The sequence below is a fragment of the Mucilaginibacter sp. 22184 genome (genome assembly GCF_052045695.1).
GTDB lineage: Bacteria > Bacteroidota > Bacteroidia > Sphingobacteriales > Sphingobacteriaceae > Mucilaginibacter.
Genome location: NZ_JBQEPI010000004.1, coordinates 413,014 through 427,938 on the forward strand (window position 1 = coordinate 413,014; position 14,925 = coordinate 427,938).

Here is a 14,925-nt window from a genome sequence, read left to right on the forward strand (position 1 = left end):
GCTATTCTCGTCGGTGAGTATAAACGCGAGGAGATTATTAATACTATTGATTGTTTTTTAAAGGTATTAATGAGCTCCCTCCGGTCGGTTGTCCACGCTGCGCTCGCAATGACATATCAAGAATATCGCCTTACACCTCCCTTCCCATTACCGGGTCGGTTTTGGTGGCGGTGCCGGTTTCTACACGGCCGGCGAAGCGTTGTTCAAAATTGTTATCGCCATGGAGTTTTACGCTGAAATCGTACCAGTTGTAGTTTTTAGCCAGGTTTAGCACTACATCAACCTTGCTGTTGGCCGGGATGGTTTTGGTGATATCGGCGGCTTTGTAGCCATGGTCATGAATGGTAACGGTATGCGCTTGAGCATCATTGTTAACCAGACTCAGCAAAACGTTGCCGGTTAGCTTTGATGGATTGATCTTGTTTTTTTCATAAACACAGGTAACTTCCAGACCCGCGTTTTCCTGGGTACCTATAAATTCCCTGAAGAAACCATTTGGACCATTCACCCGAAGGTGATACCTGCCGTTCTCAAAGGCCGCTAAAGGCCAGTTGTAGTTCAGCTGATCGCCTGCTTTAACCGCGAAACTCCAGTTACGGGAGATCTCGTTTTTGCTCAGCTCGTCATTGTATTTAACCGGTACAGATACGGTGAAAGGCGAGCCTGCCGCGTTTTTGCCAAACACTTCGTTACCGGCTTTAAACTGGATCTCAAAGTTTTTTCTATCAGCTCTTAAACCGCCGTGGGTATATAATTCATAAGGCAGGGCGCAGGATGTTCTGATTCCTTTTTCCTGCAGGGTGATCAGGGATGGCTGCGCGCTGATCTTCATTATTTCATCGGCCGACAGCTTTTTAAACGCTATTGGTTGCTCTTTGAACCTGGCGTTATAAATGGTTTCTACATTTTTATTGCGATCAAGGAATGGAATTTCGCCCAGTTGATTGCCGTTGTAAGGCACAAAGGCCGATGTCAGGTCGCCACAAATGGTACGGCGCCATTCGCTGATATTGCCCAGCCTGATATCCTTTTTGTATTTTTTGTTGACGAATGTTTCCAGGAACTGCAGCGTAGAGGTATGATCAAACACTTCCGAACACACCTGCCCGCCCCTGCTCCACGGCGAAGCGATCATCATCGGCACACGGAAACCCAAGCCAATAGCGCCTTCACGGGCCTGGTTTTTAGGGATACCCTGTTTCAGTTCATTTTCCAGGCGTACGTGTTCTATCTCGGTTTCGATACCGGCCGAACATTTACCCGTGCCCGGGATCTTGTCATCGGGAATAGAGAACGGAGGAACGTGGTCAAAGTAGCCGTCATTCTCATCATAAGTAACAATAAATATGGTTCTTTTCCACACTTCAGGATTCTTGGTCAGGATATCCAATACTTCAGATACATACCAGGCGCCATACCAGGGGGCAGTTGGGTGATCGGAGAAATTCTCCGGACCAGCCAGCCATGACACGGTTGGCAGTTTACCGGTGTTCACATCCTTACGGAACTGGTGCAGCAGATCGCCCTTGGGCACGGTAACCTTGCGCTCCTTGCCATTATCCTGGTAAGTAAGCTCGGCAATACTCCTGAAATCCGGGTCGCCGGAGTTGATCACAAAGGCGCTACGGTAAAGGGCTTTTTCTTTATCGCTTAGTTTATTGTAGCTATCCTGGTTCCAGCGGGCCAGATCGCGCTGGGCATTATCCAGTACCTCTTGTTTTTTGCGGATACTTTCGCGCGCTTTGATGGCCGCCTGTTCATCGGCAGGTGTTGCTTCCTGCAACTTATTAATCTGATCAGGCAGATCCTGTACCAGCTTTTGCAAACTTTTGATATTCCGTTCAGAAAACTTAACGTTGTAGGCTTTAAAAAACTCCAGCAGGTTACAGCCAAAGTTAGCCAGCCAGGCACGTTCCTCTCGTTCAAAACCTCCGCCACAGCTCAGATCGTTCTGGTAAAATTTCCAGGGGATATTGTTTTGCTGTAACAGCTCGGGGAAAGTTTCCCAGGGCATATCGCCATAGCTATAATCAGTATTACGGATATTGGCTTTCGGGATGCCATCTTTTTCGTGAGTGATCTTACCCGTCCAGAAGAAAGAGCGGTTGGGCGTGGTGCTGGTCATGGCCGAGCAAAAATTCTGATCGCACACGGTAAAAGCATCGGCCATGCCGTAGTTAAAAGGCAGGTCCTCCCGGGTATAATAGCCCAGGGTAAGCGGCATATCGGCGTAGTTCCTATTGCCCGACTTTTTGGCGGTGAGCCATTGATCGTACTTACCCAGGTTATTGGCATCAACCTGGCTGGCGCGTGAGTGCGGTAATGAACCCATCCAGGTGATCTTGGTATCTTTTATATCCAAACGGAAAGGACTATAAGTATTGCCCACGGCATCGGTTTGCAGCCAAACCGGTTTCTGATCGGGCAGGCGGATGGCACGTGGATCGTTAAAACCACGTACACCCTGAAGCGTACCAAAACAATGATCGAACGAGCGGTTTTCCTGCATCAGTATTACAATGTGCTCGGCATCCAAAAATGTACTGCCCGGTTCCGGGTTAATGGCCAGCGCCCTTTGTATGGCGGGTGGCATCACACTCATTATTGCTGCACTGCCTGATAATAAAGCTGCTTTTTTTAGAAAATCTCTACGTGAATCCATGGGTTGATATGTTGTTTTATTAGTTGTAGAAGGGTTAGCGTGTTGACTCACCCCGACATCGCTGCGCTCGTCACCCCTCTCTCCGTTTCGCGCATAGAGGGGAATTTTATTTCTTTTTTGTCATCCTGAGGAACGAACGATCTATTCTACAATTGAAAAGTTCAACAATAGATGCTTCGCTGCGTTCAGCATGACAAACTTTTTTTATTCTCCAGCGAAGCGCAGACCGGGTGAGTCGATTATGCGCAATGCCCCTTAAGCAAAGCCCCCAAATATCTTCTCAGATATTTAAATTTAGGTTAATTAGGAGTTAACTCTATGCATCTAACGTATAATAGTTGTTACAAATACACGTATCATTTTGAGCCGGTTATACTTTATTTACAAAAAATACAGATATTGTATTCATTTCCAAGACCTATCCATCGTATGAACCTTTTGAAGCGGCTTTGCCTCCTGGCTTTATTTTTATTGTATACTACGTTTGCGTTTTGCCAGTCGAAACCCAGCCTTGATTCGCTGATCAGCTCGGCTCAGAACTTCCGGAAACAATGGCCCATCGAGAAAGTATATTTACGGCTCGATAAACCCGCTTATACCCAGGGCGACACCATCTGGTTTAAAGCCTACCTTTTTGATGCCGACTATTTTAAACCGTCGCACCGCAGCGGCTTGCTTTATGTGGAGCTTGATGATAATAACCGCCCGGTAAAACGAATGATGATCCCGGTGATATCGGGCTTAAGCTGGGGCAACATCACGCTCGACGACAGGGACATTCCACTCGGCGCTTATACCCTTCGGGCCTACACCAGCTGGATGCTCAACTTTGGCGAAGACTATGTTTTTAAAAAAGACATCTTTGTTTCGCCGCTCGACGGGCTGCCTCGTGTGGTTAAAACCGCTTTCAGGGAAACCGCTACCGATGGCAAAAGCAATATAGATGCCCGGCTGCAATTGCTTAATATAAGCGGCGAACCGCAGCGCTTAAAGGATATGCAGCTGCAGGTAATGGATGGCAAAAAATCATTAGTCAGAAACAAATCGGCCACGGATGTGGAGGGCAAGATCAACCTGAATTTTTCCCTTTCGGCAGAACGTGCACGCAGTAAAAACCTGCTTATACAGGCCCGTGAAGTGGTTAACGGCGATACTACCGCCGCCCTCATGATTCCGGTCGGCCTCAACAAACCCGAAAATACCGATCTGCAACTGATGCCAGAAGGCGGCACACTTACGGCAGATATAGTAAACCGTGTTGGCTTTAAGGCTATTGCCGATGATGGCAAGAGCGTAAATGTATCGGGCAAAATCATAAACGACAAGCAGCAAACGGTAGCCGCTTTCAAAGCCTTGCATGGGGGCATGGGTGCGTTTGAGTTTACACCCCAGGCGGGCGAAACTTACGCGGCAGCTATGGATCTGCCAAACGGTGTATCCAAAAACTATCCTTTGCCCGCAGTGCAGTCGGCAGGTACTAATCTGCGGATTGATCAACTGGGGCCCGACTCTTTACAGGTAAGAATAGCCGTTAGGGATGATGCATCCATGGGCTACTCTCTTATAGGCGAATCAAGAGGGGTGATCTGTTATGCCGCCCACGTGCCGTCGGGCAGCATCACGGTTAATAAACATATACCTACCGACAGATTCCCTACCGGTATTGCCCGCTTTACCCTACTTAACCTGGCTGGCGAACCACGGAACGAACGTATGGTGTATATCGATCATCAGGATGCGCTCAGGATCGATGCTGCTACCGATAGGCCGGTTTTCGCGCCGCATGATAGCGTGGCCCTGCACATCAACGTAACCGATAAAACAGGGAAACCGGTAAGAGGGAGCTTTTCTGTAGCGGTAACCGACGATAGCCAGGTACAAACTGATAGCATCGGGAGCAACATTATTAACAACATGCTGTTCACCGCCGACTTGAAAGGTAACGTTGAAAAGCCAGGCTATTATTTTACCGGTAACAGTGCAGAAAAGGTGGCCGCGTTGGATAACCTGCTGCTTACCCAGGGCTGGGTGGGTTATAACTGGAAACAGCTTTCGGCTCCAAAAACCGCCCCGCGCTTTGCCGCCGAACCTCAGTTTACCATACAAGGCAGGGTGAGCAATATATTTAACAAACCAGTCGAAAAATCGGGCGTTACCCTGTTCTCCAAAAAGCCGGTGATCATTACCGATACGGTGACGGATAAGAACGGTCGCTTTGTGTTTGACAACATTACGCCTATAGATACCGCTGTATTTTTGATACAGGCCCGCAACAAACGCGGCAGGAGCTTTAATGTGGGCGTTGATGTAGATGAGTTTAAACCACCTGTATTTGCCCCTGCAGAGCGCGTTACGCCCTGGTATGTAAACAGCGATACCCTGCTGCTGCAAAAGATTAACAAGCAGATAGCCACCAGGCAGGAAGCCGAAAAGCTGTACGGTCATGTTTTAAAAACTGTTCATATTAAAGATAAAAGGATCATAACCGGCTCCAAAAACCTCAACGGAGCCGGGGAGGCCGACCAAATACTGGACGAAGCGGATATGGACAAAGCCGGTAAACAAACACTGGCCGATCTGCTCGAAAAACGAATCAAGGGTTACCACTTTACAGGGATGTGGTCGCCATCACCATTTGGCCGCCCCATATTTACTTATTATATGGTCAAGGATAAAAAGATCCGCTTTATATTTGACGGGATGGATGTGGAATGGTTTTACAATGGATCGGCAAAAGGGCCCGAGGGTCAGGAGCGCTTCCAGTTCCTGAGAACCTACCTGGATTATTATGCCGCCGAAGATATTAAAGGCATCGAGGTAATGTACAGCGCCAAATATGGCGGTGCATATTCCAGCAAGCTATTACCCCCGCTTGATTATGGCACCCAGATAGTTTATGTAGAAATAACCACCCGCTCGGGCGCCGGGCCTTTCATGAAAAAAACACCGGGCATGTATATTTATAAACCACTGCCATTTACACTGCCCAAACAGTTTTACCGGCCCAGGTATACTGTTAAAAACACATCACCCCAGCCCGATCTGCGGTCGACCATTCACTGGCAGCCCAGTGTTGTTACGGATACAGCCGGGAAGGCCATGGTTTCTTTTTATAACGCGAACAAGGCCGCAATGTACCATATCATCATAGAAGGTACCGACATGAACGGGCAGTTGGGTTATATGAGCAAACAGATACAGGTACACTAATTCATCTTTAAGATATTATTGTATTTTAGTAATTCATCCAAACTTACATGCACCATCTTATTATTCAATATACCTGTTTGCTGGCTATTATCATCGCTATAGTGATGCTGGCCCAAAAAATCAAGATAGCTTATCCCATATTACTGGTAATAGCCGGGCTGGGCCTGGGCTTTGTACCTGGGTTGAGGGGTATTGAGATAGAACCTGATATGATATTTGTGATCTTTTTGCCTCCGCTGTTATATGAAGCCGCCTGGAGCACTTCCTGGAAGGATTTCTGGAAATGGCGACGGGTGATCAGCAGTTTCGCGTTCATTATCGTTATTTTAACCGCGGGTGTTGTGGCATTGGTATCCAGCAACGTTATTCCGGGTTTTACATTGGCCGCGGGTTTCCTGCTGGGCGGAATCGTATCCCCTCCTGACGCGGTATCGGCCACCACCATTCTTAAAAATGTAAAGGTGCCTAAAAGACTCGTCACCATACTTGAGGGCGAAAGCCTCATGAACGACGCAGCCAGTTTGGTGATCTTTAGGTTCGCGGCGGCGGCTATTGTTACCGGCACGTTTGCTTTTGGGCAAGCTTCACTGAGTTTTGTACTGGTTATTGTGATGGGTGTATTGATAGGCCTGGCTATAGCGCTGGTATTTTATGCCATTCACCGCTGGATGCCTACCACTACCAATATCGATATCATTCTCACCTTTATTACTCCTTATGCCATGTATATGGCGGCCGAGGCTTTTAACTTCTCGGGCGTGCTGGCGGTGGTTAGCGGGGGCCTGTTCCTTTCCATCAGGCGCGACAACTTTTTAACCCATCGCAGTCGGCTGCAGGGTATCAATGTTTGGGAGGCCGTAGCCTTTGTGCTGAATGGTTTTGTATTTATACTCATCGGTTTGGAATTTCCGGTGGTGATCAAAGACCTGGGACCAAACGGACTTGGACCGGCTATCCGTTACAGCGCCATTATTTCGGGGGTTTTGATCGTTACCCGTTTGGCCAGCACCTTTGGCGCAGGTGTATTTACGGTATTTATCAGCAGGTACATTACCACTGCCGATAACCGCCCGGGCTGGAAAGGCCCTTTACTATTGGGCTGGGCGGGTATGCGGGGTGTGGTATCGCTGGCGGCGGCATTGAGTATCCCGGTAGCGCTTCATTCGGGTGCACCTTTTCCCAACCGGAGCCTTATTTTATTTATTACATTCTCCGTTATTTTGGTTACCCTGATACTACAGGGGCTCACCCTACCCCTGCTGATTAAATGGGTAGATATGCCCGATCCTGATTACACCGTTTCTTTTGAACAGCAAAGGCAACTGGTACGGAAAAAACTTTCGATGGTGACATTGGACCTGCTCCAAAACAAATACGCCAAACATCTGAAAGAAAACGACATGGTGAAAGCTATCAAGATAAAAATTGATGCCGATATGGAACTGCTGGCCGACTGGGACAAGGCCGATGGCAAGGGTCGTGCAGAGGAATTTTACCGCGACTATATTATGATACTGGAAGATATGATGCATGAGCAACGCAGCCTGCTCAAAACATTGAACAAAAAGGAAAACATCAACGACGATATTATCAAACAGCAACTGGCCTTGCTCGATCTGGAACAGGAGAAACTGCGGCAGCATTTTTCTTTTGAGGAGGAGTAGATTAGAACGCGGGTGAAGACTCACCCCGGCATCGCTACGCTTGCCGACCCTCTCTTCAGCTTCGCTGGAAAGAGGCCATCACTGCGTTCACTTTCTCTTAGGGACGAAGGCCTGTCATCCTGAGCTTGTCGAATGCTTCGACGGGGCTCAGCATGACAGCCGATTATTAATCAAAAAGGCACGCCGGATATCCGGCGTGCCTTTCTTGGTTTGATATATACTGATTTGATTACCAGCCAGCGTTTTGTTTAATAACACCGTTGCTGCGGTCGATTTCTTTTTGGGGTACTGCCCAAACACCGTTTACAACCGGGTTAAAGTTACGTGCAGGCCATATCACCGAGCCATTGTAACCATGCAGTGGTTTGGCGTAAGCGGCAGCGGCATCACCCCAGCGTACCAGGTCGCGGTGACGGTCGGCCCATTCACCAGCCAGTTCGCAGCGGCGCTGGTTTTTCAGATCGGCCATGGTAGCACCCTGAATAGCTTTCAGGCCCGCACGCTGACGGATCATGTTAATCTCCGCATCGGCATTTTTACCCTGCATTAGCTCTGCTTCGGCTTTGATCAGGATAACCTCGGCATAGCGCATCAGCGGTACATTCAGGTTAGTTGTAGGGTGGTCACCATTAGGACTGATAGATGTACCTACCGGGTTGGCATAAGAAAATGGCTCCATATATTTATTGAACTGATAACCGGAAAGACTATTTACCGAAGCATAAGTTTTTGGAGCACCAAAATACTGAAATACGTCACCCGGTTTCAGGATAGTGGCTTCGCGACGTTTATCACCGGCTTCAAAGGCATCATACAGCTCTTTGGTTGGCTGATAATAGCCCCAGCCGTTAAACAGTCCCCAACCTTTGTTTTCCAACATTACGCCTGGCAGGATACTACCCCAGCCGGAAGAACCCTTTGCGGTGCTCACCGCCGACCAAATATATTCTGAGCTGAAGTTATTAGCCGCTTTAAATACATCGGCAAAGTTAGGCAACAAAGCCCGTTTACCCTGGTTGATCACTGAGTCGGCATATTTTTGGGCATTGGCATAATCCTTTTTGTACAGGTACATTTTGGCCAGATAACCCCATGCAGCCACCTTATGCGGCCTGCCCTGATCGGCCGGGCTCAGCTGATCAAAATAAGGCAGCAGGTTGGCCGCTTTTTTTAACTCACCTTCAATGTAGGTATAGTTTTCGCCAACGTTGGCCGCTCTTGGCGTAGGATTTGGATCGTTGTTGTTAGCACGGGTAATGATAGGCAGCCCGGCACGGTCATCACCATAATTATAAGCCATTTGAAAATACATCAAACCGCTTAAAAAATAGGCTTCGCCCAGGTAACGGTTTTTTAAAGAGGCATCCATGCTGATGGCAGGCACCTTGTTGATCACATCGTTGGCCCGCCTGATCACCGAGTAACGCATATCCCATTGGTCAACCGTATAACCGCCGGAGTAATAAGTTGGACTAAAATTTTTGATGGCATCGGCATTGGTATTGATACGGCCTGTCACCATATCATCACTCGCATTGATGAACCACATGTAGCCACGCCCGTAAAACTCTTCGCCGTCAAAAGGTTCATACATGGCGTTTACGCCCAGCAAAGCATCGTTGGCTGTTTGCCAGAAGTTATTTTCAGACACCGCGCCTTGTGGCTTGATATCCAGGTTTTTGGAGCAGGCACCCAACAGTATGCTTGCCGATATTGCTAATATAATATTGCTGATCTTTTTCATGATTGCTTTACTTACAGATTTAAATTGATACCGAAAATAAATGAGCGAGACTGCGGATAACGACCTACGTCGATACCATAGTTATCAAAGCCAACCTCCGGATCAAAACCTTTGTATTTGGTAATGGTGAACAGGTTGTTTGATGTGGCATATACACGCAGACTGCTGATACCGGCACGAGTTAACAACGCAGGTGAAAAGGTATAACCAAGGGTTACGTTCTTAAAGCGCAGATATGAACCGTTCTCGATATAAAAATCGGAGTTGGTACCAAAGTTACCGTTGTTATCGCTGGCTGTTACACGCGGAATGGTGGTATTGGTATGTTGTGGAGTCCAGGCGTTCAGTACATCTTTCAGCAGGTTGTAGTTTTGGCCCAAACCACCGGCATTTAAGCTGGTATATTTTAAAGCATTATACAATTTATTGCCCTGTACGCCCTGTAAAAAGATATTCAGATCGAAACCTTTGTAGCTGCCGTTCAGGCTCAAACCATAGGTAAATTTAGGATAGGCGCTGCCCAGGAACTGACGGTCGCTATCATTAATTTTACCATCACCATTGGCATCCACAAAACGGATATCACCCGGTTTGGCATTAGGTTGGATAGGCTGCCCGTTCGGACCTTTGTAAGCATCCACCTCTGCCTGGCTCTGGAACAAACCATTGGTTTTGATAGCGTAGTATGAATACAACGGCTGACCAACCTGCACCCAGGCAGGTGCCAGCAAACCGCGTACGCTTGGGCTTACACCCGGGATGGTTGTATTACCATTAGGTAAGGAGAGTAATTTATTGGTAAGTGTGCTCACATTGGCATTTACACCATAATGGAATGCCTTTTTAGGATCGCTGTTATAACCCAGGCTAATTTCAATACCATTATCGCGTGCCTCGCCGCCATTAACCCATACACTGCCCAAACCTATACCGGCAGGGATGTTCATCAGCATGTCTTCGGTTTTTTTAACAAAATAGTCGGCAGTTAAGGTGATGCGTTCGTTCAGGAAACCCAAATCCAAACCAATATCAGTTTGTTTTGAACGGGCCCAGGTCAGGTTCGGGTTGGCGCGGTCATAGCTGTAATAACCGTTTAATTGCGCAGGATCTGAACCCAGGTAAATATTACCCACACTCAGGTTAGGGCTTACCGCTGTAGTACTTACCGATGATAAGTTACCCAATATGCCATAGCTGCCCCTGATTTTTAAATTACTTAACCAGTTTAATGACTGCATAAAATTTTCACGGCTTACAACCCATCCGGCAGATACCGAACCAAAATTCTGGAACCTGTTTTTGGGAGCCACCAGTGATGTACCGTCCCTACGACCGGTAAATGATAACAGGTATTTGCCATCGTAATCATAATTAACACGGGCAAGGTAGGAGATCAAAGCTTCGTCAGATTTATAATCGCCTGGCTTTGGAACCGGGGTACCTGTACCGTTTATAAAATAACGGAACAAAGGATCTTCATTGCTAAAGCCCGAAAGGGAAGCCGAAAGCCCCATGCTACTGTTTTTCTGATAAGTATAACCGGCCACTACATCCAGGTTGTTTTTACCCAATGATTTCTTGTAGTTTAAAGTTTGCTCGGTCAGGAAACGAGAATCCTGTGATGATGACTCGTTCAGCGTATTGGTTAAGCTGGGTTTACCAACCTCGGGCACTATCGGTGTAAAGCCTTTGAAATAATAGAAGTTTTTGGTAATGGAATAATTCGATCTGAATTTCAATCCTTTGACGATGTTTGCCTCAAAATAAGGGTTAGCAATAATGGTATTTACCGGGTTGCTGGTATCAATACGCTCCAGGTTGGCAACCGGGTTAACCACATCGCCGTATGAGCCTGCATAGTCAATAGGCAAACCTGAGTAAGCGCCCGATGGTGTACGCACTGTAATGCTCGGCGGATAAAATATAGCCGCCTGGATAGCGCCGGTATAACCGCTGAAAGTGTTGGTACCCCTACCGTTTGAATAGGTATAGGATAAATTTTCGCCAACTTTTAACCAGTTATTTAACTGATGGGTGGAGTTGATACGGTAAGCATAACGTTCAGAATAAGTATTCAATAATATACCAGTCCCTCTGCGGTAATTAAAGCTCATGAAATAGTCTGATTTTTCGTTACCACCGTTCAGGCTTACGTTATAATCCTGGGTGTGCCCTGTTCTGAACACCTCATCAACCCAGTTGGTACGGGTTATTTGTCCGTCGGGATATTTGGTAGCATCAAAAGCCGGCAGGCGTGGCTTGCCAGCATTATCTGCGGCCGTGTTATATACATCGGCATATTCTTTCGCATCCAACGCTTCCAGTTTTCTCCAGGCATTGGCAAAACCTTGCTTGGCATCAAACGAGATAGTCATTTTACCTTTTGTGCCTTTTTTAGTAGTGATGAGGATAACACCGCCAGAAGCACGGGCACCATAAATAGCTGCCGATGCATCCTTCAAAACCGAAATCGCTTCTACATCGTTGGGGTTAATAACCGGGGTGCCGGGATAAAAAACCGATCCGTCGATAACATATAAAGGCTGCTCACCGTTGATACCACCCAAACCACGGATGTTTACCATAGGCGCATTGGTAGGATCGCCGCCATTGTTATTAACTACTACACCTGCTGCTTTGCCTTGTAAAGCTTCCTGCAGGTTGTTGAATGAGCGTGATGATACTTTATCCAAACCAACGGTTGATACCGCGCCAGATAATGTTGAACGGGTTTGTGTACCGTAGCCTATAACTACCACTTCTTTTAATGATTGGCTGTTAGCTTTTAGCACCACATTAATATTTTGTTGCCCTTTTACTGCTACCTCCTGGCTGTCATAACCAATGTATTTAAAAACCAGTATCGAAGTTTCATCGGTACTCAGGGAGTACTTGCCTTCGGTATCGGTCATGGTGCCGGTGCTTGATCCTTTTACGGCAACGCTTACACCGATCAGGGTTTCACCGCTTTCGTCGGTTACTTTTCCCGTAACGGTGATGGCCTTTACTACCAGCTCTTTTTCTTTGGCTTTTACTACCGGTTGTTGTTTTTCAACCTGTAATAATATATGTTCTTCATCAACCTGCCTGATGTTGCCTTTGTAGCCTTTGATCAACTCTTTCAACACATCGATCAGCAGTTCGTTATTGGCCGATATGGAAATTTCTTTGTCGGCATCAAAACTGGTGGAGTTGTAACCAATTTTAAAAGAGGTTTTTTGTTCAATTATTTTGAAAACGCTTTTAATGCTTAAATTTTTGGCGGTAAGACTGATACGCACGGTGTTCATGGTTTGTGCCGCCGCCGAAAAAGAAGGCGTTGAGCATGCGCCGATGATAACCAGAACAATGCAGTAGGTTGCCAGCCATTTGAGGTGATTTTTTAATGATAATATGTGTAATAGATTTCTCATTTTTATAATGTTATTTTATGTGATAAAAAGAATCGTTAAAAATGACATGGTCTGCTGCTACAGCAGCCATATAGCAGGCAGGTGTTCGCGCATCTGCCTGTTTTTGTTTTTTTGGGGGAACGGTTACATAGTTTATCGGCAATTTTTTGATTGAATAAAAATTTTATGGTTGGTGTACTGATAGGTAATTCCTGTAAGCTGACTTAATACCGGCAGCACTTTGTTTAAAGGCTGGCTGTTAAAGCCGATAGTGTATTTGCAATTGCGACCTGGCTTGTCCTGCAACTGCACATCTACATTATACATTCGGGATAGTGTTGAGGCTATCTCGGGGATGGTAGCTTCGTCAAAATAAAGCTGACCGTTTTGCCAGGCGCTCAGTTTGTCGGCATCGGTGGTTTTAATATAATGGCCGTGTGCTTTAAGGTTGTAAACCAGCATTAAGTTTCGGGTAAGCACTTTACCCATGGTTACCACCTTGCCGGCAGTCTTCTTCTCGCCAACGCTTACCATACCGCTTACTACGGCTATTTTATATTCGCTTTCGTTAGTATAGGCATGCACGTTAAACTGGGTTCCCAATACCTGGGTTTGTATGTTGCCGGTTGCTACGATGAAAGGTTTGGCAGCATCGTGCTTTACATGAAAAAAGCCTTCGCCGCTGAGTTTTACTATTCTCTTCTTTTCGCCAAAATCGGCGCTGAGGGTTAAAACGGATGATGAGTTCAAGGTTACTACCGTACTATCTGGCAGGATCAGTACTTTGCGTTCACCGCGAGCGGTAGAGTATTGCTGCAAAACCTGCGGGGAGGGTTGCTTTAATTGGGAGTACAGCAAAAAGCCGCCGGGTACCAATAATAACAGCGCCGCTACTTTAAGATATTGGAGTATATAAATTTTCCGGTCCGCCGATCGCGACGGTATGCCTTTGAGCACCCGTTTCCGGATACGGTTTAAAATACGTTCTTCGGCGGATGAGGTGATACCGCTTAGTGCCGGATTATTTAATCTTTCGAGCCAGGCCTCTACCCGGGCCTTTTCATCGGGTGTACATTCGTCCTTTTGGTACTTTTGTAATAATGCTTTGATCTCTGCAGATTCTTTTGTGTTCATCTGCCCATATAATCGGCACTTACCGAAAATAGTACCGTTAAACAATCATCAAGTGTTTGTTAATTAAATGTTACCTGAATTTTAGACTATAAGACTTGGGGACTATGGGATTGAGAGAACAAGGAGCTAGTTTTTTTTGAAGAAGTGAACGAGCAAAATCCCATAATCCAAAATAGATCATTTAAGATGAAGTATGATCTTCAGCATAATTAAAAACAATGGAAAGCTTTCCATCCGTTTTAAGCGCAGTTGCAGGCGTTTTAAAGCTATAGTGAGATTGTTTTTTACTGTTTGCTCAGACAAGGCCAGCCTGCCTGCAATTTCCTTAACCGGCAATTGCTCTACCCGGCTTAGTTTAAACACATCGCGGATGTTGACCGGCATTTTATCAACTTCGGAGCTAAGCCAGTCTTCCAGTTCGGCTTCAATAACTTCATTTTCTGGCGATGGGGATACCAGGTGCTCATAATCAGGCAACAGTGTTTCAAAGTAGGCCAATTTTTTATTACCGGCCAGGTAAAAATCAATGGTTTTATTTTTGGCGGCTTTAAATAAATAAGGTGAAAGTGTATCATCAATCGCCACGGCGTAGCGATTATGCCAAAGCGAAATAAAAATATCCTGTACGGCTTCTTCTGAAGTTTCGAGCGAGTTGGTTTTGGAGAGGATATATCGAAAAAGGGCTTTATCGTAGCGTTGCATCAGCGTGAGCAAGGCCTGTTCATCATCGTCCTGAAGCCGGGCCAGTAAATCAGTATCCGAAATAAACCTGCCACGCATCATGGAGCAAACTTATATTAGCACCTTTAACTCAATGTTAGCTCAGCATAAAATATCACGGTTTTTCGACTCACCCCGACATCGCTACGCTTGTCACCCCTCCCTCCGCTTCGCGCATAGAGGGGAATACTACATTACATTCTCCACGCGCAACCGGAGGAAGCTCATTAATACCTATAAAAACAATTATAAATATTAATAATCTCTACGCTATACAGAGCCACTCTGTTTAGGAATTACAAACGAGCACAAGTAGATAAGGGATTTTGCCAACCCCAGCGGGGTTGAAGCTTTGTAGAAAAATTTCGATTCCAAAACCAGTGCCGTAGGTACTGTACT

Annotated in this window: 7 protein-coding genes; 2 read left to right on the forward strand and 5 right to left on the reverse strand. The window is 46.4% G+C overall.

Going from position 1 to position 14,925, the window contains the following annotated elements:
* Nucleotides 1-130 precede the first annotated feature (130 nt).
* Nucleotides 131-2,662, reverse strand: a complete 2,532-nt coding sequence (locus ACTJKG_RS11625) for a phosphocholine-specific phospholipase C (RefSeq protein WP_440739289.1) — start codon at nt 2,660-2,662, stop codon at nt 131-133.
* A 429-nt stretch (nt 2,663-3,091) separates the two neighbouring features.
* Between ACTJKG_RS11625 and ACTJKG_RS11630 the strand changes: the two genes are divergently transcribed.
* Entirely contained in the window at nt 3,092-5,872 is a 2,781-nt protein-coding gene (locus tag ACTJKG_RS11630; RefSeq protein ID WP_440739290.1) for a hypothetical protein, read from the forward strand.
* A gap of 47 nt (nt 5,873-5,919) precedes the next feature.
* Nucleotides 5,920-7,536 (forward strand): Na+/H+ antiporter, encoded by a 1,617-nt coding sequence (locus ACTJKG_RS11635; protein ID WP_440739291.1) that lies wholly within the window; start codon nt 5,920-5,922, stop codon nt 7,534-7,536.
* Nucleotides 7,537-7,765: 229 nt separating this feature from the next.
* Here the strand turns inward: ACTJKG_RS11635 and ACTJKG_RS11640 are convergent, their stop codons facing one another.
* The 4 genes from ACTJKG_RS11640 to ACTJKG_RS11655 form a co-directional block, all read right to left on the reverse strand.
* Nucleotides 7,766-9,280 (reverse strand): RagB/SusD family nutrient uptake outer membrane protein, encoded by a 1,515-nt coding sequence (locus ACTJKG_RS11640; protein WP_440739292.1) that lies wholly within the window; start codon nt 9,278-9,280, stop codon nt 7,766-7,768.
* An 11-nt stretch (nt 9,281-9,291) separates the two neighbouring features.
* On the reverse strand, nt 9,292-12,693 hold the full coding sequence (locus ACTJKG_RS11645) for a SusC/RagA family TonB-linked outer membrane protein (RefSeq protein WP_440739293.1): 3,402 nt from the start codon (nt 12,691-12,693) through the stop codon (nt 9,292-9,294).
* 132 nt (nt 12,694-12,825) lie between these two features.
* Nucleotides 12,826-13,806, reverse strand: coding sequence for a FecR family protein (locus ACTJKG_RS11650; RefSeq protein ID WP_440739294.1), 981 nt, complete (start codon nt 13,804-13,806; stop codon nt 12,826-12,828).
* A gap of 177 nt (nt 13,807-13,983) precedes the next feature.
* Nucleotides 13,984-14,589, reverse strand: a complete 606-nt coding sequence (locus ACTJKG_RS11655; RefSeq protein ID WP_440739295.1) for an RNA polymerase sigma factor — start codon at nt 14,587-14,589, stop codon at nt 13,984-13,986.
* Between the last annotated feature and the right edge of the window lie 336 nt (nt 14,590-14,925).

Coding starts and splice junctions, on each gene's coding strand:
- ACTJKG_RS11625 (WP_440739289.1), bottom strand. CDS start 2,662: ATGGATTCACGTAGAGATTTTCTAAAAAAAGCAGCTTTATTATCAGGC.
- ACTJKG_RS11630 (WP_440739290.1), top strand. CDS start 3,092: ATGAACCTTTTGAAGCGGCTTTGCCTCCTGGCTTTATTTTTATTGTAT.
- ACTJKG_RS11635 (WP_440739291.1), top strand. CDS start 5,920: ATGCACCATCTTATTATTCAATATACCTGTTTGCTGGCTATTATCATC.
- ACTJKG_RS11640 (WP_440739292.1), bottom strand. CDS start 9,280: ATGAAAAAGATCAGCAATATTATATTAGCAATATCGGCAAGCATACTG.
- ACTJKG_RS11645 (WP_440739293.1), bottom strand. CDS start 12,693: ATGAGAAATCTATTACACATATTATCATTAAAAAATCACCTCAAATGG.
- ACTJKG_RS11650 (WP_440739294.1), bottom strand. CDS start 13,806: ATGAACACAAAAGAATCTGCAGAGATCAAAGCATTATTACAAAAGTAC.
- ACTJKG_RS11655 (WP_440739295.1), bottom strand. CDS start 14,589: ATGATGCGTGGCAGGTTTATTTCGGATACTGATTTACTGGCCCGGCTT.